The organism is uncultured Desulfosarcina sp. (assembly GCF_963664155.2).
Taxonomy (GTDB): Bacteria; Desulfobacterota; Desulfobacteria; order Desulfobacterales; family Desulfosarcinaceae; genus Desulfosarcina.
On sequence record NZ_CAXXXH010000001.1, the window covers coordinates 2,793,759 to 2,815,916 of the forward strand.

Annotated in this window: 12 protein-coding genes; 10 read left to right on the forward strand and 2 right to left on the reverse strand. The window is 56.6% G+C overall.

Annotated features, from left to right (window positions below; genetic code table 11):
* Positions 1 to 4: 4 nt before the first annotated feature.
* The 6 genes from ACHZBS_RS12820 (at position 5) to ACHZBS_RS12845 (ending at position 15,152) form a co-directional block, all read left to right on the forward strand.
* A complete protein-coding gene (locus ACHZBS_RS12820; protein ID WP_319406909.1) occupies positions 5 to 1,363 on the forward strand; it encodes an efflux RND transporter periplasmic adaptor subunit in 1,359 nt (452 codons plus the stop codon).
* A complete protein-coding gene (locus tag ACHZBS_RS12825) occupies positions 1,360 to 4,596 on the forward strand; it encodes an efflux RND transporter permease subunit (protein WP_319406910.1) in 3,237 nt (1,078 codons plus the stop codon). Before ACHZBS_RS12820 ends, ACHZBS_RS12825 begins: the two co-directional genes overlap by 4 nt.
* A 107-nt stretch (positions 4,597 to 4,703) precedes the next feature.
* On the forward strand, positions 4,704 to 6,149 hold the full coding sequence (locus ACHZBS_RS12830; protein ID WP_319406911.1) for a TolC family protein: 1,446 nt from the start codon (positions 4,704 to 4,706) through the stop codon (positions 6,147 to 6,149).
* A gap of 140 nt (positions 6,150 to 6,289) precedes the next feature.
* On the forward strand, positions 6,290 to 7,447 hold the full coding sequence (locus tag ACHZBS_RS12835; RefSeq protein WP_319406912.1) for an MFS transporter: 1,158 nt from the start codon (positions 6,290 to 6,292) through the stop codon (positions 7,445 to 7,447).
* A 134-nt stretch (positions 7,448 to 7,581) separates the two neighbouring features.
* On the forward strand, positions 7,582 to 12,630 hold the full coding sequence (locus ACHZBS_RS12840) for a PAS domain S-box protein (RefSeq protein WP_319406913.1): 5,049 nt from the start codon (positions 7,582 to 7,584) through the stop codon (positions 12,628 to 12,630).
* A 47-nt stretch (positions 12,631 to 12,677) separates the two neighbouring features.
* A complete protein-coding gene (locus ACHZBS_RS12845; protein WP_319406914.1) occupies positions 12,678 to 15,152 on the forward strand; it encodes a response regulator in 2,475 nt (824 codons plus the stop codon).
* Positions 15,153 to 15,241: 89 nt separating this feature from the next.
* Here ACHZBS_RS12845 and ACHZBS_RS12850 read toward each other — a convergent pair whose 3' ends face one another.
* Positions 15,242 to 17,242: an FAD-dependent oxidoreductase gene (locus ACHZBS_RS12850; protein WP_319406915.1), complete on the reverse strand. Its 2,001-nt coding sequence runs from the start codon at positions 17,240 to 17,242 to the stop codon at positions 15,242 to 15,244.
* A gap of 16 nt (positions 17,243 to 17,258) precedes the next feature.
* Positions 17,259 to 17,969, reverse strand: a complete 711-nt coding sequence (locus ACHZBS_RS12855; RefSeq protein ID WP_319406916.1) for a MerR family transcriptional regulator — start codon at positions 17,967 to 17,969, stop codon at positions 17,259 to 17,261.
* A 289-nt stretch (positions 17,970 to 18,258) separates the two neighbouring features.
* On the opposite strand from ACHZBS_RS12855, the gene ACHZBS_RS12860 reads away from it, so the two are divergent.
* From ACHZBS_RS12860 to ACHZBS_RS12875, 4 genes are all read left to right on the forward strand, one after another.
* Positions 18,259 to 18,852, forward strand: coding sequence for a TetR/AcrR family transcriptional regulator (locus ACHZBS_RS12860; RefSeq protein ID WP_319406917.1), 594 nt, complete (start codon positions 18,259 to 18,261; stop codon positions 18,850 to 18,852).
* 68 nt (positions 18,853 to 18,920) lie between these two features.
* Positions 18,921 to 20,069, forward strand: coding sequence for an acyl-CoA dehydrogenase family protein (locus ACHZBS_RS12865; RefSeq protein WP_319406918.1), 1,149 nt, complete (start codon positions 18,921 to 18,923; stop codon positions 20,067 to 20,069).
* Between the two features lie 36 nt (positions 20,070 to 20,105).
* Positions 20,106 to 20,888, forward strand: coding sequence for an enoyl-CoA hydratase-related protein (locus tag ACHZBS_RS12870; protein WP_319406919.1), 783 nt, complete (start codon positions 20,106 to 20,108; stop codon positions 20,886 to 20,888).
* A gap of 53 nt (positions 20,889 to 20,941) precedes the next feature.
* On the forward strand, positions 20,942 to 22,117 hold the full coding sequence (locus tag ACHZBS_RS12875; RefSeq protein ID WP_319406920.1) for a pyruvate carboxyltransferase: 1,176 nt from the start codon (positions 20,942 to 20,944) through the stop codon (positions 22,115 to 22,117).
* Positions 22,118 to 22,158: the final 41 nt, after the last annotated feature.

A 22,158-nucleotide genomic window follows, 5' to 3' on the forward strand; every position in this document is an offset into this window, starting at 1 on the left:
TCAAATGGACAGCAAGGAAAAAAGTCGGCAGAAAAAACACGTGATGCTTCGAATCGCCATCTGCGTCCTGATTCTTGCGGTAGGCTGGGCGGCAATGAATGGGTTGGCCAGCCTGAAGCAACCTCCCGCCGAAGCCAAAACCGAGGAGCGCCCCATCAAGGTACAGACCACGACGGCCCAGCCCCGGGACTATCCGGTAATCATCACCGGGTTCGGGGAGGCCGTGTCGCTGACCGTGGTGACCGTTGCGCCGGAAGTATCCGGCCGGGTGATCTACACCCACCCAACACTCAAGACCGGGCATCGAATTCCGGTTGGTGACGTGATGTTCCGGATCGACCCGGCCGATTACGAGGCCGGCCTCCAGGAGGCCAGGGCCGGAGTGGCCCAGTGGCAGACTTCGGTGGCCCGGTTGAAAAAGCAGTTTGCCATCGACATGCAGCGGTTGAAAACGCTGGAACGCAGTGCCCAGCTCGCCAGGACCGAGTTCGAACGGGTCCATCAGCTGTTCGAGGCAGATCGCGTAGGGACCCGTTCCGGGGTGGATCAGGCAGAGCGGGCCTATAACGGCGCCTTGGATCAGGCGGATCAGATATCCCAGGCAGTGAGCCTTTACCCGTTGCAGATCCGGGAGGCCGAAAGCAGCCTGCTGTCTGCCGAGGCCCGTCTGGCGATGGCCGAAACCAATTTGTCCCGATGTACGGTCAAGGCACCCTTCGATGCCCGGATCAAATCAGTATCGGTGGAAACCGGGCAGTATGTCTCTCCCGGTCAGAACATTTTGACCTTGGCCGACGATACGATTCTGGAAATTCAGGTTTCCCTGGACAGCCGGGACGCCCGTCACTGGTTGCAGTTTGAAACGCCGGTCGACGCCCGTCCGCCCAGCGCCTGGTTCGCCACGCTCAAGCCGGTTGCGTGCACCATTCGCTGGACCGAAGATAAGACCGGAGCGGCATGGACCGGCATTCTTAACCGGGTGGTGACGTTCGACCAGCAGACGCGAACCCTTACCGTGGCTGTGCGAGTCGCCGCCGCATCGGCCACGGGCAACGGGAACCGGACACTGCCGTTGGTGGAAGGCATGTTTTGCACAATTGACATACCCGGCCGTACCATGCACGATGTCTACCGGCTGCCCCGGCAGGCGGTGAGCTTTGAAAATAAGGCCTACCTGGTTAACGCCGACAACCGGCTTGAAACTGTGGATGTTCGTGTGGAGCGGATCGAAGGAGATTATGTTTACGTCGGCCAGGGACTCAACCCGGGCGATACGGTGATTGTTACCCGGATCATCGACCCGCTTGAAAATGCATTGCTTGAATTTGCGGATGCAGTCACCGCCAGGGAGCCCACATCATGAAAGGGGTACTTGCCGCCTTTGCCAGGAACACCGTGTTCGCCAACATCATCCTGTTGCTGATTTTTATCGCCGGCTACATCGCTACGGCCAACATGATCCGTGAAACCTTCCCGGAGTTCTCCCTGGACATGATCACCATTTCGGTACCTTATCCCGGCGCCGATCCGGAAGAGGTGGAAGAGGGGATCAGCCGTAAAATCGAAGAGGCTATCGAAGGGTTGCAGGGCATCAAACAGTACACCACCGAATCGTTCGAAGGGCTGGGTTCGGCCAATATCGAAGTCCGCGAAGACTACGATGTGGACGAGGTCCTGGACCGAGTACGCACCAAGGTCAACGCTATCTCGACCTTCCCGGTGGATGCGGAAAAGCCGGTGATCAGCGAGTTGTTGCTCAAAGATGTGGTAACGCTGCTTTACCTGTCCGGCGATATGTCAGAACGGCGGATCAAGGAGTGGTCCGAGCAGGTCAAGGACGAGATTCAGCAGCTGCCCACTATTTCCCAGGTGGAAACCTTCGGCGCACGGGACTACGAAATTTCCATTGAGGTTTCCGAGGAGCGCCTCCGCCAATACGGCCTTTCCTTTTCAGATGTGACCGATGCCGTCCGTCGAAGCAGCCTCAACCTGGCCGGTGGCACCATTCGGACCCGGGAAGAGGAGATTCGGGTGCGCACCATGGGGCGCAAATATACGGGCCAGGAGTTGGCCTCTGTCGTTGTTCTGGCACGGCCGGAGGGTGACGTCGTCACTTTGGATCGGCTGGCCCACATCGACGATGGATTTTCCGAGGACCCTATTGCCGCCACCATCAACGGGGAGCCTGCCATCCTTTTGATTGTCTACAAAACGCCGGAAGAAGATGCCCTGGTCATCTCGAAAACCATCCATCGGTACATCAAGGATAAGCAGCAGCAGATTCCGAGCGGCGCCAATATCGAAATTCTATACGACAACACCGATATGCTCAAGGCGCGGATCGACCTTTTGATGAGAAACGGGATCATCGGCCTGTGCATCGTTTTTTTGCTGCTTTGGTGCTTTCTCAATGCCCGGCTCTCATTCTGGGCCGGTATGGGCATCCCCACCTCAATCGCGGGTGCCCTGGTCATTCTCTGGGCCATGGGCGGCACCATCAACATGATCTCTCTTTTCGGTCTCATCATGGTATTGGGCATCGTGGTGGATGACGCCATTGTGGTGGGCGAGGCCATCTACGTCCACCGCATGCAGGGAAAGACAGCCCTTAAAGCAGCTGTAGACGGGGTCTCGGAGGTGGGTATGCCGGTGATTGCTGCCGTGCTAACCACTATCGTGGCCTTCATGCCCTTGTTCTACGTGGGTGGCATCATGGGGAAATTCATCTCCATTCTGCCCGCCGTGGTGATCGCCTGCCTGGTGGTTTCGCTGGTCGAATGCCTCTTTCTGCTGCCGGCCCATTTGAGCCACCTGCCTTCCCCCAACAGGACCACCGATCAGGAAAGCAAGCTGATCCGGCGACTCTCCAGGGTTCAAGAAACGACCTCCCGGTGGATGGTGTTGTTTGTGGCCCGGGTGTACATGCCGTTTCTCAGTAAGGCACTTCGCTGGCGTTACATATCCCTGGCCACGGCCATCACCGTGCTCATGGTGACCGTCGGCATGGTTCGCAGCGGTATCATCAAGTTTGAGGTCTTCCCCAAGCTGGACGGGTTTGTGATGACTGCCACGGCCGAGTTCCCCAGCGGCACTCCTCCTGAGGTCACCCGGAGGGCCATAGGTGAGATCGAGGCTGCCTTGACGCGGCTGGAGAAAAAAATTCATACGCAGTCCGGCGAGCCCCTGGTGGAAGACCGGTTGACCCTGGTGGGACAGACCTTGAGTGATATGCCCCAGGTGGGCCCCCACTATGGTTCCGTCCAGGCCATTCTTCTGGATTCCGAAGCCCGGGGAATCCATACCGAGGAGCTGATGGTGCTCTGGGAAAAGGAGATCGGCATCCTGCCCGGCATCAAATCCCTGACCTTTGCCGGCATGGAGGCCGGGCCCCCCGGCGACCCCATAGAGGTCTGGCTCCAGGGCCACGACATGGACGATATCCTGGTTGCCGCCGACGAGCTGATGGAACGGCTGAGAAAATTCGACGGGGTTTACCAGATACGTACCGACTTTTCTCCCGGCAAGAACGAGATGCGGCTTCACCTCAAGCCGGAAGCCCGGGCCCTGGGACTCACCGTGGATGATCTGGCCCGGCAGATCTATGCCGGCTATTACGGCGACGAAGCGCTCCGGCTTCAACGGGGACGAGATGACATCCGGGTCAAGGTGCGCTACACCGCCAAGGAGCGCAGCCGGCTGTCCGACCTGGGCCAGGTGCGCATCCGCACCGCCGGTGGGTTTGAAGTGCCGCTCATGTCGGTCGCCGATGTAACCTTTACCCCCGGATTCTCGACCATCACCCGCACCGACGGCATGCGCCGGGTAGCGGTGAGCGCCGGTGTGGACACCAACAAAGCCAATGCCAACGAAATCTTTGCAGAGCTGTCGGCCAGCTATTTCCCCGAGTTGAAAAAACGCCATCCCGGACTGTTCGTGGCCCTTCAGGGAGAGCAAAAGAAGATGCGCGAATCATTCGGCAGCCTCTTCATCGGATTTCCGCTGGCGGTACTGGGCATCTTCATTGTCATTGCCACCATGTTCCGCTCCTATGCCCAGCCCATTGTGATCATGTTTACCGTGCCATTCGGCATTATCGGCGCCGTATTCGGCCACCTGCTGATGGGCTACGATCTGTCCATCATGAGCATCTTCGGCATGGTGGCCCTTACCGGCGTGGTGGTCAACGACGCCATTGTGCTCATCGAGCGCATCAATGAGAATTTTGCATGCGGAATGCCGTTTTTTGAAGCGATCCTTCAGGGGGGAACCCGGCGGTTCAGGGCCATTTTCCTGACCACCTTGAGTACGGTGGGCGGCCTGGCCCCGTTGATTATGGAGACCGATTTTCAGGCCAAGTTCCTTATTCCCATGGCGCTTTCCATCGCGGCCGGCGTGGCGTTTGCGACCATTCTCACGCTGGTGCTCATTCCCAGCCTGCTGGCCATACTCAATGACCTTCGACTGGTGGTGCACCGAATCAAGCACGGCCAATGGCCCAGGCGACTGGACGTGGAACCGGCCAGAAACCGGCATGCAAATCCGCTGGCCGACGATCTTGAGCAACTGCGCCCACCGTCGGTGGATGTCTGCAACTAGTGTCCGTCCAGAAGTGGTGATTTTTGGCCCCGGCCTGGAAAAAAATCTACCACATTATGGATGGACAAAGTCTATCGCCATTGAAAAATCACGAAAGGGTGGAAAAAATGAAAAGACGTTCCCTTTGGTTCGCCATACCCATGCTCTGTTGCGTTCTCGCCCTGCCGGTGGCGGGTATTGCTCAGGAAGGTGACGCTGCTGCGGCATCCGTCAAAAAATATTCCGGGAATTCCCCAGCCGTGGACTGGGCCGCCACGTCGACCCTGGACCTGGAAGCCGCTGTCAAGATCGCCCTGGTCGGCAACCCAGGCCTCGAAGCGGCGGCGGCACGGGTCCAACAGGCCAAGGCCCAGGTGGATCAGGCGCGTTCCACCTATTTCCCCTGGCTGGACGCCAATGCATCCGGGGCTCGGGTGGACCTCTCCGAAAACACCTATCAGGAGAATCTGGCTATGGCACGGTTTTTTAATCCGACCGCTTCCATCCAAAATCCCGAAGACTATTACAATGCCAATCTGACGGTATCATGGACCCTGTTTGACGGATTTGAACGCAAGTTCTCCAATGCGTCAGCCCGCTATGGCGAACAATCCAGCGCAGCTGCGTTGAAGGACGCTCGGCGGTTGCTGATTTCAGCCGTGGCACTCTCCTATTTTTCTGCCCAACTGGCCTTGGAGAACATTGCCATTGCCAAAGCGGACGAAGCCTTCAACCAGCGTCAGCTGGCCGATGCCGAGGCCCGCCAGCGGGTTGGAACCGGTGCGCTGAGCGATGTGCTCAACTTCCAGGTCCGCAAAAACCAGGCCAAGACAACCCGCATCAACCAGGAATACCAGTATGAGATCGCCCTTTACGGCCTGGCCGCTCTGCTGGGACTGCCCGATTCCCGGTTGCCGAACCATGTGCAACTGGCCCGGCTCTCTCCGGAGACGGCTGTGGAACTCTCCAGCCCGGCGGTGGATGACCTGATCGCCACGGCCATGGATCATCGACCGGATATCCAGCAGGCCCAGTGGGGCATTAAACAGACCGATGCTCAGGTCAACATCGCCCGGTCCGGCAACTATCCCACGGTTGTCCTGGCCGGCAGTCTTGAAGGCGAACGGGCTGAGGATCCGGGGTTCGGTCAGGACGATTTCGGCAATCGCGTCCAGGTAGGTTTGTCCTACAACCTGTTTGCCGGAGGCTACACCCAGGCCCGGGTTCGCGAGGCCCGGCAGCGCAAGGTAGAGCTTGAAAAGCGCCTGGATGAGCTGATCCTATCGGCCACGTCGGAGATCCGCAGTTCCGTGGCACTGGTGGCAACGGCCCAGACCCAGGTGGCCCTCCAACGGGAAAATGTTGACCTGGTGCAGCGTACCCGGGATCTGGTGGAAAAGGAGTATAACGCGGGCCAGGGATCCCTGGTTCGTCTCAACGAAGCCCAAAAGGATCTAACCACCGCCCAGAGCAATCTGGCCCTGGCCCTGGTCGGTCTGCGCCAGGCGTGGGTGGAACTGGAAACCCGAACGGGCAATATACTGGCCACCTACGCCACTCCTGATGCGCCCTGATGCTTGTCGTCTCCGTGCTGGGTTGGTCATGCAGTAAAAGGCGGACCCAATCGCATTCAGCGACTTGCTACATTACCCGATTGATGTTAGACCCGCGGGCTTGTGAATGATCTGATGAACCATCGGGGAGCGCCGCGGTTATGGACCCTGTAAAAAAAAATCCCATGTATCTCTACCTGGTGGTGCTCACCATCGGATCTACGGTAGGGCTGCAGGCGTGGACGACCCTGTTCAACAACTTTGCCGTGGAAGTGGCCCGGCTGGACGGCGACAGTATCGGCCTAATCCAGTCCATTCGTGAAATTCCCGGGTTTCTGGCCCTGCTGGCCATTTTTGTCATCCGGCTTATCCCGGAGCACCGACTTTCCGCCCTGTCCATCCTGCTGCTGGGACTGGGCATTGCCGCTACCGGGTGGTTTCCCTCATTTGCCGGGCTGGCCCTGACGACGCTGGCGATGAGCTTCGGGTTTCACTACTACGAAACCACCAACATGTCCCTTACCCTTCAGTATTTTGACAAGCACACCTCGCCATGGGTGTTCGGAAAGCTGCGCAGCATCTCCTCCGCGTCCAGTATCGTCGTGGGGGTGTTTATCTTTTTCATGGCCTCCATGTTGGATTTTACCCACATGTACCTGATCATCGGGGGGCTTATCGCAGCGGTGGGGCTGTGGGGGGTTACACGCACCCCCACCAACACCGACATCGTGCCCCAGCACAAGCGGATGATCTTTCGCAAGCGTTACCGCCTTTATTATTTTCTCACCTTTATGGCTGGCGCCCGGCGGCAGATTTTTATCGCCTTTTCGGTGCTCCTGCTGGTCCAAAAATTCGGTTATTCGGTCCAGGCCGTGACCTTTCTGTTTGTGCTCAACAATGCCATCAATTATTTTCTCAGTCCCACTATCGGCCGCGCCATTATTCGTTTCGGCGAACGCAAGGTGCTCACGCTGGAATACGCCAGCCTGGTCGCCGTGTTTCTTGCCTATGCCTTCACCGATTCAAAATGGGTGGCCGGCGTCCTGTACATTCTCGACCATATCTTTTTCAATTTCGGCATGGCCATCAACACCTTTTTCCAGAAAATGGGTGATCCCGGCGACGTGGCGCCGACCATGGCCGTGGGGTTCACCATCAATCATATCGCCGCAGTCTTTCTGCCAGCCGTCGGGGGCTATTTCTGGATTGTCGATTATCGCATTCCCTTTATCGCCGGTGCTGTCATGGCCCTGATATCCCTGACCGCCGTACAGCAGATCCGCATCGCACCGGCGTCCTCGACCAATGATTCTCGATAGAAATCCCCGATAACGCTAAACTTTTTGACCTGAACGGCCAATAACGGTATAAAAGAAAAAGGCGTCAACGCTGACGGCGACCGTTCTTTCCATGGTTGTTTTCCTAAGGCTGATATGGACGAAAGATTCGAATAATGGCCGACCAAAAAGGCAAACGACACCATTCCCGGTGGGTATCGGTCAGGTTCTCCATCAATACACCGTGCCTGTTATTGGTGTTCTTAATGTTGTTGGGTGTCTCTTCTCTCAATGTTCCCGACGGCTACGCGTCACCCCCTGTCAACGTGCTGTTAATCAATGCCTACCACCCGGGTTATCGCTGGAGCGATGAGCTGGTCAGAGGGTTTCGCGAAACGCTCATGACCGCTGAACCGCAAACCCAGCTTTTCGTAGAATATTTGGACAGCAAACGCATCTATTCGCCACGGGCCTTGGATCGCCTTGCCGACCTGGTCCAAGAAAAATACCGTCATACCGCCTTTGACGCCGTCATCGCCGCTGACAACAATTCGTTCAGTTTCCTGAAACAACATCGCCAATCCCTTTTTAGCGGCATACCGGCCATCTTCTGCGGGGCCAACGATCTAAACCCGGCCGACCTGAACGGAATGGCACCCATTACGGGCGTCAATGAGGCCGCCGATGTCCGTGAAACCCTCGATGAGGCTCTCATTCTCTTCCCTTCCACCCGGCGCGTTGTGGTGGTCAACGATACCACCCCAACTGGCCGCAACGTCCATAAGGAAATCGAACGGATTGCCGCAATCCATCGTGACCGACTGGTGTTTTCCTATTGGGAAGATCTACGGCGGGAGGATTTGCTCCACCGGCTGGCCGGTCTGAAAAACGGCGATATCGTCCTTTACACGTTTTTCTTTCGCGATACCGCCGGCCGGTTTTACGAGTATGACGACAGCGCCCAAAGCATCTGCGACGCATCTCCGGTACCCGTCTTCGGCCTTTGGGAATTCAACCTCGGCCTGGGTATCGTCGGCGGCAAGCTGGTCAGTGGCTACGAGCAGGGCCATGCGGCGGGCAAAATGGCTCTGCAAATCCTTGCCGGAAAAAAAGCCGATGAGATTGCCATACAAATGAAAAGCCCTAACCGGTTTGCCTTCGACTACCGGGTGTTGGAAAAATTCGGCATCGACGAATCGCGCCTGCCAGCCCAAAGCCTGATCATCAACCGCCCCGTATCCATCTATCAGGAATACAAGGCCGTAATCTGGAGCACCCTGCTGGCCCTTGTCGCCTTGGCTTCGCTGAGTCTTTTTTTAATGGCCAACATTGCGGCCCGCCGCCGGGTTGAAAAACGACTGCGGAAAAGCCAGCAGTTCATCACGGGGGTCACCAGCAACGTGCCCGGGGTAGTATATCAGTTCTACGCAACGGCGGACGGCAAGTTCGGTTTGAATTTTGTAAGCGGCAAGGTCTTTGAAATTTTTGAACTGGATGTCCCCACGGAAGCATTTTTCTCGGAGTTTTCGGCGTGCGTTCACGAGGACGACCAGGCGCCGTTTTTTGAGTCCATCATCAACGCGGTGAAACACGTCAGTCCCTGGCATTTTGAAGGCCGGTTTGTCAAACCGTCCGGTGAGACGATCTGGTTCTCCGGTAACTCCATTCCCCACCGTGAGGACACAACGATTGTTTTTGACGGCGTGATCATGGACATTTCAGGAATCAAAGCCGCCGAAGAAAAACTGCGTAAATCTGAACGGCAGATGTCCCAGATCATCAATTTCCTGCCGGATCCCACCTTTGTCATTGACCGGAAAAGCCGGGTCATCGCCTGGAACAGGGCCATGGAAAACCTGACCGGCATCAAGGCCGAAGCCATGCTGGGAAAAGGCAATTATGAATACGCCATTCCTTTTTACGGTGAACGACGCCCGGTGATGATCGACCTGGTTGGTACCTGGAACGATCAGATCGCCAACCAGTACAAAGATATCAAGAAAAAGGGCGATCTCCTCTTTTCGGAAACGCTGGAGCCGCATCGTCCTTTAGGCAACCGACATTTTCGCAATACGGCCGGTCCGCTTTACGACGAAAACGGTACGGTTGTGGGTGCCATCGAAACCATCCATGACATCAGCGAACGTCGACATGCCGAAACGCGCCTGCAGTTGATGGACCATGTGGTGCAAAACAGTCCGGTGATACTGTTTCGCTGGCAGGCGACGGAGAACTGGCCGGTTGTTTATGTTACCGACAATGTGGACCAATTCGGCTATACACAAGAGGAACTGCTTTCGGGCAAGGTCCCTTTCAGTGTAATGATTCATCCCGATGACCGGTCGCGGGTGGTTGAAGAGGTGATGTCGTACTCGCGTCAGGGCGTTTTCGATTTCAAGCAGGAATACCGTATTGTCACCAAAGACGGCGCTGTCCGCTGGATCGATGACCGAACCGTGGTTGAACGGGATGGGCGTGGTACCATCACCCACTACCAGGGCGTGGTGTTGGACATTACTGACCGTAAGTCGGACCAGGAAGAGATCAGCAAGCGGCAGCTGTATTTGGAATCGGTGCTTTATCATGCTCCGGATGCCATTATCACGTTGGATGCACAGCACCGGGTGGTGGATTGGAACCCGGGGGCCGAAAATATCTTTGGCTACACCAGCCAGGAAGCTCGCGGCAAAGAATTGGACGGCCTCGTCACCAGGGATGAGGTCCGAGTCGAAGCAGGTGGAAAGACCCGACGCGTTCTGTCGGGTAAACGGGTTGAAGCCTTCGAAACGGTACGTTTTAGAAAGGATGGGACCCCTGTTCATGTTATTGCCGGTGGTTCGCCCATCATGGTCGACGGCAGCCTCACGGGTGTGGTTGCCATGTATACCGATGTGACCGCACTGAAACAGGCACAGGATGACGTCAGAAGAAGCGAGCGCATGCTGCGCAGAATCATGGATATCGTCCCGTCGATGATCTTCGTGAGAAATACCCAGGGTCGATTTCTCATGGTCAACCAAGCGGTGGCGGAGGCTTATGGCATGGCCGTCGAGGAGCTGATCTCCATGTCCCACGAATCGGTTCATCCTGATCCGGTCCAGGTGCAAGGCTATCTTGCTGACGACCGCGAAGCGCTGGAATCGGGCCGGCCCCTATTCGTTTCCGAAGAACCTTTCCAAGACCATACCGGCGCTATACGGTGGCTGGAAGTCACTAAAATCCCCGGCGATGCAGATGATTTTGGAGAGCCGGTTATCGTCGGCCTGGCTACGGACATTACCGAACGAAGAGCGGTGGAAGCCCGGATCCAGGAGAGTGAAAAGCGCTATCGGACCATGTTCGAAAATACCGGCACAGGGACGGTGCTCAGTGAGGCCGATACCACGTTGTCAATGGTCAACAGCGAATTTGCCAAGATGGTGGGCTATTCCCGGGAAGCAATCGAAGGAAAGATGAGTTGGACGCAATTCATCGTACCCGAAGATGTCGGACGGATGGAAGCCTATCATTTTGCCCGCCGGGAAGATCCATCCTCCGCCCCCACCCAATGGGAGTGCGGCCTCGTTGACCGGTCTGGCACGGTAAAGCGAATGCTGCTGAAGGTTCGTTTGATTCCCGGCACCCAGACAAGCATCGGGTCTTTTCTGGATATCACCGAGCGTATACGAGCCGAGGAGGACCTAGTGGAGGCCAACCGTATGCTGCGACTGATACTGGACACCATTCCAGTGCGGGTGTTCTGGAAAGATCGGGAATGCCATTACCTGGGATGCAACCAGGCTTTTGCAGGGGATGCCGGTCAATCCGAACCGGAGGCGCTGATTGGAAAAGATGATTATGAAATGACCTGGCGGGACCAAGCGGACTTGTATCGTAAAGATGATCAGGCGGTGATCGATTCCGGTACCGCGCGAATCAATTATGAGGAACCCCAGACCACACCGGAGGGTCATACCATCTGGCTGCAGACCAGCAAGGTGCCCATCCGGGACAATCAGGAGAACATCATCGGTTTGCTGGGTACTTATCAGGATATCACCGAACGCAAAAATGCCGTCGAAGAACTCCGGAGATTGCGCAACTACCTGACCAACATCATCAACTCCATGCCTTCGGTGTTGGTGGGCGTCGACACGAAAGGGCGGGTGACCCAGTGGAACAAGCAGGCTGAACTGGCCACGGGAATGACCTTCGACCAGGCCCGGTCGCAGCCCCTGACAGCGGTTTTCCCCCAGTTGATCGATGAGATGGATCGCATTCAATCAGCCATTCAGGATCGGCGGGTACTGCGGGACCCGAAAATTCCGAGGCATTCGAACGGTGAGACGCGATTTGAAGACGTCACCATTTTCCCATTGGTGGCCAATGGCGTCGAAGGGGCGGTGATCCGCGTGGACGATGTGTCCGAGCGGGTGCGACTGGAGGAGATGATGATCCAGAGCGAAAAAATGCTCTCGGTCGGCGGGCTGGCTGCCGGCATGGCCCATGAGATCAACAACCCCCTGGCCGGCATCCTGCAGAATGCAGCCGTACTGGAAAACCGTCTGTTCGGGGACCTGCCTGCGAACCGGCAAGCCGCCGAGGCCGCCGGCACCACCATGGCAGCGATTCAGTATTATCTGGAACTGCGCAAGCTGCCCATCATGCTGGATAACATCCGTTCCTCAGGAAAACGGGCTGCTGCGATTGTCAGGAATATGCTCAGTTTTGCTCGCAAATGTGATCACAGCGTCTCTAGTCATGATCTTGGGACGCTGTTGGAACAGACCATTGAATTGGCGCAAACCGATTATGATATGAAAAAACGTTATGACTTCAAACAGATCCATATTGTCAGGGAGTATGATGATACGGTCCCTCCCGTTCCCTGCGAGGCAAGTAAACTTCAACAGGTCTTTCTGAATATTTTGAAAAACGGTGCCGAGGCCATGGCAGAGGTGGCTGATCGGAAGGTACAGCCAACGTTTACCCTGAGGGTGAATGATGATGAATGTTGGGTGCGGGTGGAAATCGAGGACAATGGGCCCGGGATGGATGCAAAAACCCGCCGCCGGATTTTCGAGCCTTTTTTTACGACCAAACCGGTGGGCAAGGGAACCGGATTAGGTCTTTCTGTTTCTTATTTTATCATTACCGAAAATCACGGCGGTAAAATGGATGTGTTTTCTGCAAATGGGGAGGGTACGCGGTTTGTGATCCGCCTGCCGAAAACGGGCATGTCATGACCGTGAATGTTGACAAAACCGTAATCTCAGCAAGGAGACCCGGAACCATGACCCCATCTCGTATACTGATCATTGACGATGAGAAAGCCATTCGAGACAGTTTCGGTGCCCACCTGGAAGATTGCGGATATGAGGTTCTTACTGCTGAAAACGGACGGGTGGGACTGTCCCTGTATGACGATGAACAGCCGGACCTGGTCATTGTCGATCTGCGCATGCCCGAAGTGGACGGCAATCAGGTGCTCCAACAGATCAGCCGGGTTTCTCCATTGACGCCGTTGATCGTGGCATCGGGCACCGGCATTATCGCCGATGCCATCGAAGCGCTTCATTGCGGCGCCTGGGACTACCTGCTCAAACCCATCGCTGATTTATCCGTCCTGACCTATGCTGTTGAAGCCGCTCTGGAAAAAGGACAACTGAAAAGAGAGAATCAGGCCTACCGGGAGCAGCTGGAACACCAGGTTGAAGCCCGAACCGACCAATTAGAGCAGGCCAACACGAATCTGTCACAAATCAACGCCCGGTTGCGGCATATTGTGGATACCACGCGAAGCCTCTCTTTCTGCAGTGAAGTTCAGGAGTTCGGATCGTTGCTGCTGGAAGAGTTCGGTCAGCACATGTTGGCCACGGGCGGCAGCATCTACTTGAAGGAGAATCACGGCCTTCGGCTGGTACATACCCTGGACAGGGGCCATGCCGCCGAATTCATTGCCTTTCCTTTGCCAGAAAATTCACTTTTTGCGCTTGCTATGGCAGAAAACCAGCCCATTCTGGAGCACCATATTGGTGAAAATGAGGCAATCCGACCCAGTGGGTGGGAAGGATATGCCGATGGTTCGGCCCTGGTGTTTCCCCTGCCTGACGAGTTCGGCGGTATTGCCGGCATCATGACCCTGCACAGCAAAACGCCGCCTCCCTTCGTGGATCAGGACCGGGAGATCGGTACCATTTTGGCCTCATACAGCTGCGAAGCCTTGCGGGCGGTCCGCGCTTCAGAGCAGCTTCGGGATAGCGAATCGCGGTTCCGTAAAATTCTGGACACCATTCCCATTGGCATCATTATCGTCGATGCTGAAACCCAGCACATTGTTTATATCAATCCTGCTGCAGCCGGCATGATCGGCGCCGATCCGCAGGCGCTTACCGGGAAGGTCTGCCACGAGGTGATCTGTCCCTCACAAGCCGGTCATTGTCCCATGGTGTCGGATAAGGAGATGGGACTATCCGAACGAACACTGATGACGGTGGACGGGTGCAACGTGCCGGTGCTCAGAACTGTTTCCCGAACCACGCTATCGGGTCGGGAATGCTTTCTGGAAAGTTTTATCGACCTGTCCGAACAAATCCGGGCCGAAGCAGACAAGGAAAAGCTGGAGGCCCAGCTGCGCCAGGCCCAGAAAATGGAAGCTCTGGGAACCTTGGCCGGGGGCATCGCCCATGACTTCAACAACATCCTCAGCGCTGTGTTGGGGTACTCGGAGCTGGGGTTGCAGGATCTGGACGATCAAGCCCACCCCCTTTACCCCAAGTTAATGGCCATCAATCATGCAGGCCATCGGGCCAGAGACCTGGTGGAGCAGATTCTGGCCTTCAGCCGCATGCAGGAACAGCTCCAGGCACCCATTAAAATTTCTCCCATCGTCAAGGAAGCGATCAAGCTGCTTCAGTCTTCCCTTCCGGCCAACATCCAGATCAAGGCGGCCATCACAGCCGACAGGCCGGTGCTGGGCGACCCTACGCAGATTCACCAGATCATCATGAACCTGTGCACCAATGCCTACCACGCCATGCAGGCGTCAGGGGGCGTGCTGGGTGTCTCATTGGAACCGGTGGCCGTCGACGCATCGGCGGATTTCGCTGCCTTGGACCTGCCACCGGGTCCCTACCTGCGGCTGACCGTTTCCGACACTGGCGACGGCATCAGCCCGGCCATCATCGACCGCATTTTCGATCCCTATTTCACCACCAAGGACAAAGGCAAGGGCACGGGGTTGGGGTTGGCGGTGGTGCACGGCATCGTCAAACGCCATCGAGGGGAGATATCCGTGGAAAGCCGGGTGGGCGAAGGCACGCGGTTTACCGTCTTTTTGCCGGTCTCCGATGATGAATCGGCGGAAAGCCGCATGCATCCGATCTCTTTGCCCCGGGGCACCGAACATGTACTGCTGGTGGATGATGAGAAAGACCTGGTGGAGATCGGGAGAGAAATGCTCCACCGCCTGGGGTATCGGGTGACCGCCATCACCGGAAGTCTTGATGCCCTGGAAGCCTTCAAGCAGGATCCTCTCCGTTTCGATATCGTGGTTACCGATTACAACATGCCGGGGTTGACCGGGGACCAGGTGGCAGGGCAGATGCTATCTATCCGCCGGGAGATACCCATTATCGTCTGCACCGGTTTTTCCGAGGTGTTCGATCAGCAGCAGGCCAAATCCATCGGTATCCGGCAGATACTGATGAAACCGGTGACCATGGAAGCCATTGCCCGTGCCGTGCGTGAGGCTCTGGAGACGCGATAACGATAAAAAACATCTCTGCTTTTTGCCTGTTTCGGTCCGCGATAAACAGCAAGAGGCCGCCGGCTTGGGCCAAAAAATGCTATTTCGGACTATATTTCCATTCCCGTCCGATACCCTTGATGCACGGCATCAAAGGCCAGGGCCACCTTGCCGGCGTCACCGGCCACCTTGAAGGCGATGCCCAGCTTTTCCACCACCTTTTGAAGCGGGTTGTAGGATGAGGCTCCGGCGGCGACGACCACCGTGTCAGCGGGAATTGTTTCCTGCTGGCCGTCCTTTTCCACTTTCAGGCCCTCGAGGCTGATTTCGACCACCGTTGTCCGGTTGACCGTGGTCACCCCCATACGCGACAATTCCTGCATCATGCCCCAGCGCGTGGACTTGCCGATGTCTTTGCCCACCTTGTCCAGCATCTCCACCAGCGTCACCTGCCGGGTACCCCGGGTGGCCATTTCGAAAAGGGTCTCCGGGCTCTCGGCGCGATTTACCAGCAGGAACTTGACGCCCTCGGCGGACAAGGTTCCCTTCTCGGCCAGGAAGAGGGCGGTCTCGACGCCAACGGCACCGCCGCCAATGATGACTACACGCCGGCCGGTGATCACCCGGTTGGCCAGCACATCCCAGGCTTGAACCACGTGGGGCAGGTCGCAGCCGGGAATGTTTGGGGACAGGGGGGTTGCGCCCGTGGCCAGGATCATCGCATCGGGATTTTCCTCACGGATCAGGGATTCATCGACTCGACAATTGAATACCGTGGGAATGTTTGCCGCCTTCACCTGTCGGGACAGATCCTTGGCCAGTGAGGCGAATTCGGCCCGTCCGGGAGGGGCTGCGGCCAGGAAAAGCTGACCTCCCAGACGGTCGGCCATCTCAAAGAGTGTCACCTGGTGGCCGCACTCGTGGGCCGCCATCGCGGCACTCATGCCTGCCGGACCACCGCCCACCACCATCACTTTCTTCGGCCGCGATGTTTTTTTAATCGCCATCGCGTTTTCGTGGCCGGCCCGGGGGTTGCACATACACTCCACGTGTTTGAGCTGGAACAGGTGGTCGAAGCACCCCTGGGCGCAGGCAACGCAGTGGATGATGTCCGCTTCTTTTGACTGGCGGGCCTTTTCCGGGAGCCATGGATCGGCGATCAGGCTGCGACCCATGGCGACCATGTCGCACATGCCGTCGGCGAGCATCTCGCGGGCCGTGGCCGGGTCGTTGATGCGGTGGCTGGCGATCACCGGCACATCCACCTGTTCGCGGATGCCTTTGGCCAGGTAGGCAAAAACGCCCCGGGGAACCGCGGCGACAATCTGGGGAACGCGGGCTTCGTGCCAGCCCACGTTGATGCACAGGGCATCGGCAGGGCCAGCTGCCAACGCCCGGGCGTATTCCTGAAGTTCCAAGCGGCCGTTGCCGCCGGGCATGAAATCGTTGCCGTTCATACGTACGATCAGCGGGTAATCGTCACCGACGGCGTCGCGAATGGCGGCCATCACTTCCAAACCGAAGCGCATGCGGTTTTCCAGACTGCCGCCATACCGGTCGGTGCGCTGGTTGGTGAGTGGGGAAAGAAATTCGCTGATCAGATAGCCGGTTCCGCTGAGCACTTCCACGGCATCGAACCCGGCGGATTTCACTCGAAGGGCAGCGGCTGCAAAGGAATCGATGGTCTGCCGGATCTCCTCTTTGGTAAGTTCTTTGGGGGTTTCCCCGGTCATGCGCGAGGCGACGGGAGAGGGCGCTACCGGCTGCTTGCCGTCCAGAAAGAAGGAGAAATTGTAGCGGCCTGCATGGTTGAGTTGGACGGCGCTTCGGGCGCCGTTGTCCTTGATGGCCGTCGCCAGCCGGGTGAGGCCGGGGATGAAGGCGTCGTCGTGGGCGCCGATGTTCTGGGTGCTGCCGGACAGATCGTCCACAGTGGCATAGCCCACGCAGATTATCCCCACACCGCCTCTGGCCCGCTCGGCATAAAAGGCAATCAACTGGTCGGTCACCTGGAAATCCACAGCCATGCCCAGGTGCATGGCTGGCATGTAGATCCGGTTTTTGAGTTCTATCCGATTGATCGTGATGGGCTGGAATAGGGGGTCCGTCATTTTCTTTTCTCCTGTATTAACCCGTTCGATTTTTAAGTCCCTTGAAGTGGGACAGTCGTTTTTGCATGATGCGGTCGATGACGTAGGCCCTCAGGGCGCGGGCCATGCGGGTCAGCTTCAGGGTCATGGCGGCGTCCTTTTCAAATGAGAGCGAATCGGTGTATTTTTGGCGCAGGGCGATCTCTTTTTTCACCACGATGTCGGCCAGATCCGGGTAAAAGGCTATATCCGGGATGGTCATTCCCAGATCGAACCCCATTTTAAGCATCCGCCCCATGGCCTGGTCCTCGGCATCGAACCGGTCGTCGGCCATGGGAACTAGGATACGAGCTTCGCACAGGCGATTCACCTGGTCGGCAGTTAAACCGGTGGTTTTGAAAAAGGCGGTCTTGCCTATCCTCCTGCCCCGAGAACCGAACAGGTCGATCTGAAGTTCCACCAGGGGGTCCACGTCATGACCCTTGTCCATTTCTTTGAGCAGGCCTTTGATGGCTGCCAGGGGTAACCGGTAGCGGGATTGAGTCTGTTTGATAAAGGCCACCCGCTCCACACAGGACGGATGATAGTAGGCCATGTTGCGTTGTGTACGCACCGGTTGGGGCAGCAGGCCGGTATTCACGTAAAGAATGATGGTGGACTTGGGCACGCCGGTGGCGTTCACGATTTCCTTCATCTTGAGAAACGGGCGGCCGTCTCGTGTTTGGGGTTTGTCCTTGAATTCAGGCACGACGATTATCCGTTTTTGATCAAGTGCCGGTATTTATTAAAAGCGTAAACTGTCACTTAACACTTTATGCGTAGACCATTTTCCGGTTCACTTGTCAAGCACTCATAGGAGACAGGTTTTTCGAATACCATTTCTTCGAAGCACCATTTTGGGTCTTGACAACCCGTTGACAATTCGCTTAATAAATATTGCAGTCTAACGACCGGTCGGTAAATATAACTGTTTTTGATTCACCCCCGTGTACAGCCCGCCGGTCATTGTCCGTTGCATCCCCGAGCCGAATTGCCTTATGGCCGACATGAAAGCGACCATTAAATCCGTTTCCATCGATCTCTTTTTCAAAAAAGGATACTTTGCCACCAGTATCAGTGATATCGCCGGGGGCAGCGGCATCCAGAAGGCCAGCATTTATTATCACTACGCCAGCAAAGAGGATCTGCTGTTTCACATTCTAAAGTCCACCATGGACGATCTGACCACTACCCTCAAGCGGTGCCTTGCGAAGGGAACGGGCACTGAGCAGCGGATGCGGGCGGCGGTTCGCGGCCATGTGCGGTTTCACCTGGAACGGCAGAAGGAGAACTTCATTGCCAACAGCGAACTGCGGGGGCTCACCGCGGAGCACTACCGGTCCATTACCCAAAAGCGGGATGAATATGAGCTGATCTTTCAGGACCTCATCCGCCAGGGTGCCGAACAAGGTGTGTTCGCCGACGTGGACGTCAAGATTTTATCCTACGCCATCTTGACCCTGTGTACGGCCGGTGCCACCTGGTATAAGCCTAACGGGCGTCTGACGGTAGATGAGATTGCCGACATCTATGAGAATTTTATTATCAGCGGATTGAAGCAGGGAAATCTCAACACCCCTGCCAGTTACTGAAAAGATATTTTCAACGGTACTGAAAGGAAGCCGGCGCCGCAGCAATACGGTGCGAAAAGGAGGTCGTCGTGGATTTTGATTTGACTAAAGAACAGGAAATGATTCGCAAGGAGGTTCGTAAGTTCGCTCAGAGTGAGATCGCGCCGGTGGCCCTGGAACTGGACGAAGCAGAGGAATTTTCTTCCGACCTCACGCGCAAGATGGGCGAGATCGGCCTGTTCGGCATGTTTGTCGCTGAAACATACGAGGGCCAGGCTATGGATTATATCTCCTACATTATTGCGGTTGAGGAGATCGCCCGGGTGGACGGCTCCCAGGCGGCCACCATTGCAGCGGGAAACTCTCTGGGCATCGGTCCGCTCTACTACTTCGGCAGCGAAGAACAAAAACAGAAATATCTGCCCACGCTCTGCAACGGAAAGGCCTTGTGGGGGTTCGGGCTCACCGAACCCACTGCCGGTTCGGATGCCGGCGGGTCCAAAACCACGGCAGTGCGCGACGGCAACGAGTGGGTCATCAACGGTTCCAAGATTTTTATCACCAACGCGGCCAGTGATATGACCTTGGGGGTGACGGTCCAGGCTATCACCGGCACCCGCCCCAACGGAAAACCGGAATATACCTGTTTTATCGTTGAAAGCGGTACTCGGGGATTCAAGGCCGTGCCCATGAAAAAAAAGATGATGTGGCGTTCCTCCAACACCGCCGAGCTTTACTTCGATGATGTGCGCGTGCCGGCGGCGAATATCCTTGGCCAGCAGGGTGACGGCTTTCACCAGATGCTCAAGACCCTGGACGGCGGAAGGCTATCCATCGCCGCCATGGGGCTGGGTGGTGCCCAGGGTGCCTATGATGCAGCATTAAAATATGCCCAGAAGCGGGAGCAGTTCGGTCAGCCCATCTCCAAGTTCCAGGCCGTGGCCTTCAAGCTGGCGGACAGTGCCATGGAAATCGAATGCGGTCGCAACCTGCTTTACAAAGCCTGCTGGCTGCGGGACCACAAGCGCCCTTTTGAGAAAGAGGCCGCCATGGCCAAGCTCTATTGCTCGGAACTCATGGGACGGGTGGCTAATCACGCCGTGCAGATTCACGGCGGATATGGACTGATGAAGGAATACGATGTGGAGCGGTTTTATCGAGACCAGAAGTTGCTGGACATCGGAGAAGGCACCTCGGAAGTCCAGCGCATAGTTATTTCACGCTACATCGGATGCTGACCGTTTCAACCAACACGTCCTTTTTCGGAGGGTTGCATGAACGATATGATTCTGCTTACTGAGCAGCAAGATGGGGTAGCCGTCATCACTTTGAACCGGCCCGAGGTCATGAATTCTTTCAATTTTGCCCTGCTTCATGCACTGGCGGAAAGAATCGCCGACATCCGCTTTGACCCCTTGGTTCGCGTCGTCATCATCACTGGGGCCGGCGATCGGGCGTTTTGCTCCGGCGCCGACCTGAAGGAGCGGTCCACGCTGTCGCCTGTCCAGGTCAAGGAGTACATCTTTACCATCCGCAACCTGTTTACGGCCATTGAACAGCTCAACAAACCGGTGATTGCCGCCGTCAACGGAGTGGCTTTAGGAGGCGGTACTGAACTGGCGCTGGCTTCGGACATCCGCATCGCTGCGGAGACAGCCACCATGGGGCTCACCGAAGCCCGGTTGGCCATAATCCCCGGTGCCGGCGGTACCCAGCGACTGCCGCGTCTGGTGGGCAAGGGCAAAGCAAAAGAATTGATTTTCACCGGCAAGCGCATCAGTGCGGCCGAGGCCTTGGAGATTGGGCTCGTGAATAAGGTCTGTGCGCCTGAACTCCTTATTGACAACTGCCGACAGATGGCTGCCGAGATCTGCGAAACCGGCCCAGTGGCCATCGAACAGGCCAAATATGCCATCAACTACGGCATGGAGACGGATCTGTCCACCGGCCTGGCCATTGAATCCAACGCTTACTGGGTATGTATTCCCACAGAGGATCGACTGGAGGGGTTGGCCGCTTTTCGTGAAAAACGAAAACCGGTTTACAAGGGCTGCTAAAAATAAAAAATTTAAGGCCGTAAAGGAAGCCTGAAAATTTAAGAGGAGGCATCATGACCGAATACGATTATTGGAAAATTTTTCCGAGAATGCCCAAGAAGATTACCCTCGGCGACATCACCGTCAGGGACGGCTTTCAGCATCTGGAAAAATTCATCTCGACCCGCGCCAAGATTTTTTACGCCGAGGAGATGATTTTTGCCGGCTGCCGCAACATCGAGGTGACCAATTTGGGAAACCCCTACCTCATGCCTCAGTTCAGCGACGCAGAACAACTTCTGGCGCACCTGCGCAGCGACCGCTTCCGTGGCCGCTGCCAAAAGAAGGGCATCAACCCGGACGATATTACTATTACCGCCGTGACCATCCGGGAGCCGGGAGTGGACCGGGCTATCGCCCTGGCCAAAAAGGGAGTCGGTCCGGATCGCTGCCTGATGATGGTTTCCACCGAAGAGGAACACCATTTCGCAAACTCCGGCTTGACCCTGCCCGAATACTGGAAAGAGTGCGAACGAGCCATCCGCAAATGTCGGGACGCGGGACTTCGGATGTGCGGCACCGTCAGCACCATCTGGGGCAGCCCCATTGCCGGGGCCACGGAGTTAAAAGATGCCGTGGAGTTCACCAAACGTTGGCTGGAGATCGGCGCTACTGATATCGAGCATGCCGACCACGACGGTAGCGCCTCGGCGCCGGAGGTGTACCGATATTTCTCCATGATTCTCGACGAAATTCCTGATACTTCGGTGCACATCGCCCACTTCCACGAGACCAAACGGGTGGCGTCGGCTTCGGTGCTGGCCGCTCTTCAGGCAGGTATCTGCCATTTCGAGGGAACGTTGGGCGGTCTGGGCGGGCAGCCGGCCAATTTCCTAGACGATTGCCCGGTTCCCGGGACCGGTGAATACTATTACGAAGATCCCCGTTACGTGGGATTGACCTGCCTCGAAGACATGCTGGTGCAAATCGATGAAATGGGCATTGAACACGGTTACAACGTGGATCGCATTTTGTGGCTGGGGAGACAACTGGAGCGCACGGTAGGCCACCGTTTGAGGAGTGAGGCGGTGATCAACGGGCGCACCCTCAAGGAAGGACATCCCAAATTTGCCCGACCGGGGTTAAAGCGGCTCAAGGAGAAGATGGCCGAGGCGCCTGACCAGAAGCTGCCCAAGCAATGGGCAGGAAAGGCGGTGCTGCCGGAACGCTACCGCCCTTTATCGGCTTGACCCGTGGTTGAAACCGGGGCATGATATGCTATAAAAAACAA

Coding starts and splice junctions, on each gene's coding strand:
- ACHZBS_RS12875 (WP_319406920.1), top strand. CDS start 20,942: ATGACCGAATACGATTATTGGAAAATTTTTCCGAGAATGCCCAAGAAG.
- ACHZBS_RS12850 (WP_319406915.1), bottom strand. CDS start 17,242: ATGACGGACCCCCTATTCCAGCCCATCACGATCAATCGGATAGAACTC.
- ACHZBS_RS12860 (WP_319406917.1), top strand. CDS start 18,259: ATGGCCGACATGAAAGCGACCATTAAATCCGTTTCCATCGATCTCTTT.
- ACHZBS_RS12870 (WP_319406919.1), top strand. CDS start 20,106: ATGAACGATATGATTCTGCTTACTGAGCAGCAAGATGGGGTAGCCGTC.
- ACHZBS_RS12845 (WP_319406914.1), top strand. CDS start 12,678: ATGACCCCATCTCGTATACTGATCATTGACGATGAGAAAGCCATTCGA.
- ACHZBS_RS12825 (WP_319406910.1), top strand. CDS start 1,360: ATGAAAGGGGTACTTGCCGCCTTTGCCAGGAACACCGTGTTCGCCAAC.
- ACHZBS_RS12820 (WP_319406909.1), top strand. CDS start 5: ATGGACAGCAAGGAAAAAAGTCGGCAGAAAAAACACGTGATGCTTCGA.
- ACHZBS_RS12830 (WP_319406911.1), top strand. CDS start 4,704: ATGAAAAGACGTTCCCTTTGGTTCGCCATACCCATGCTCTGTTGCGTT.
- ACHZBS_RS12835 (WP_319406912.1), top strand. CDS start 6,290: ATGGACCCTGTAAAAAAAAATCCCATGTATCTCTACCTGGTGGTGCTC.
- ACHZBS_RS12840 (WP_319406913.1), top strand. CDS start 7,582: ATGGCCGACCAAAAAGGCAAACGACACCATTCCCGGTGGGTATCGGTC.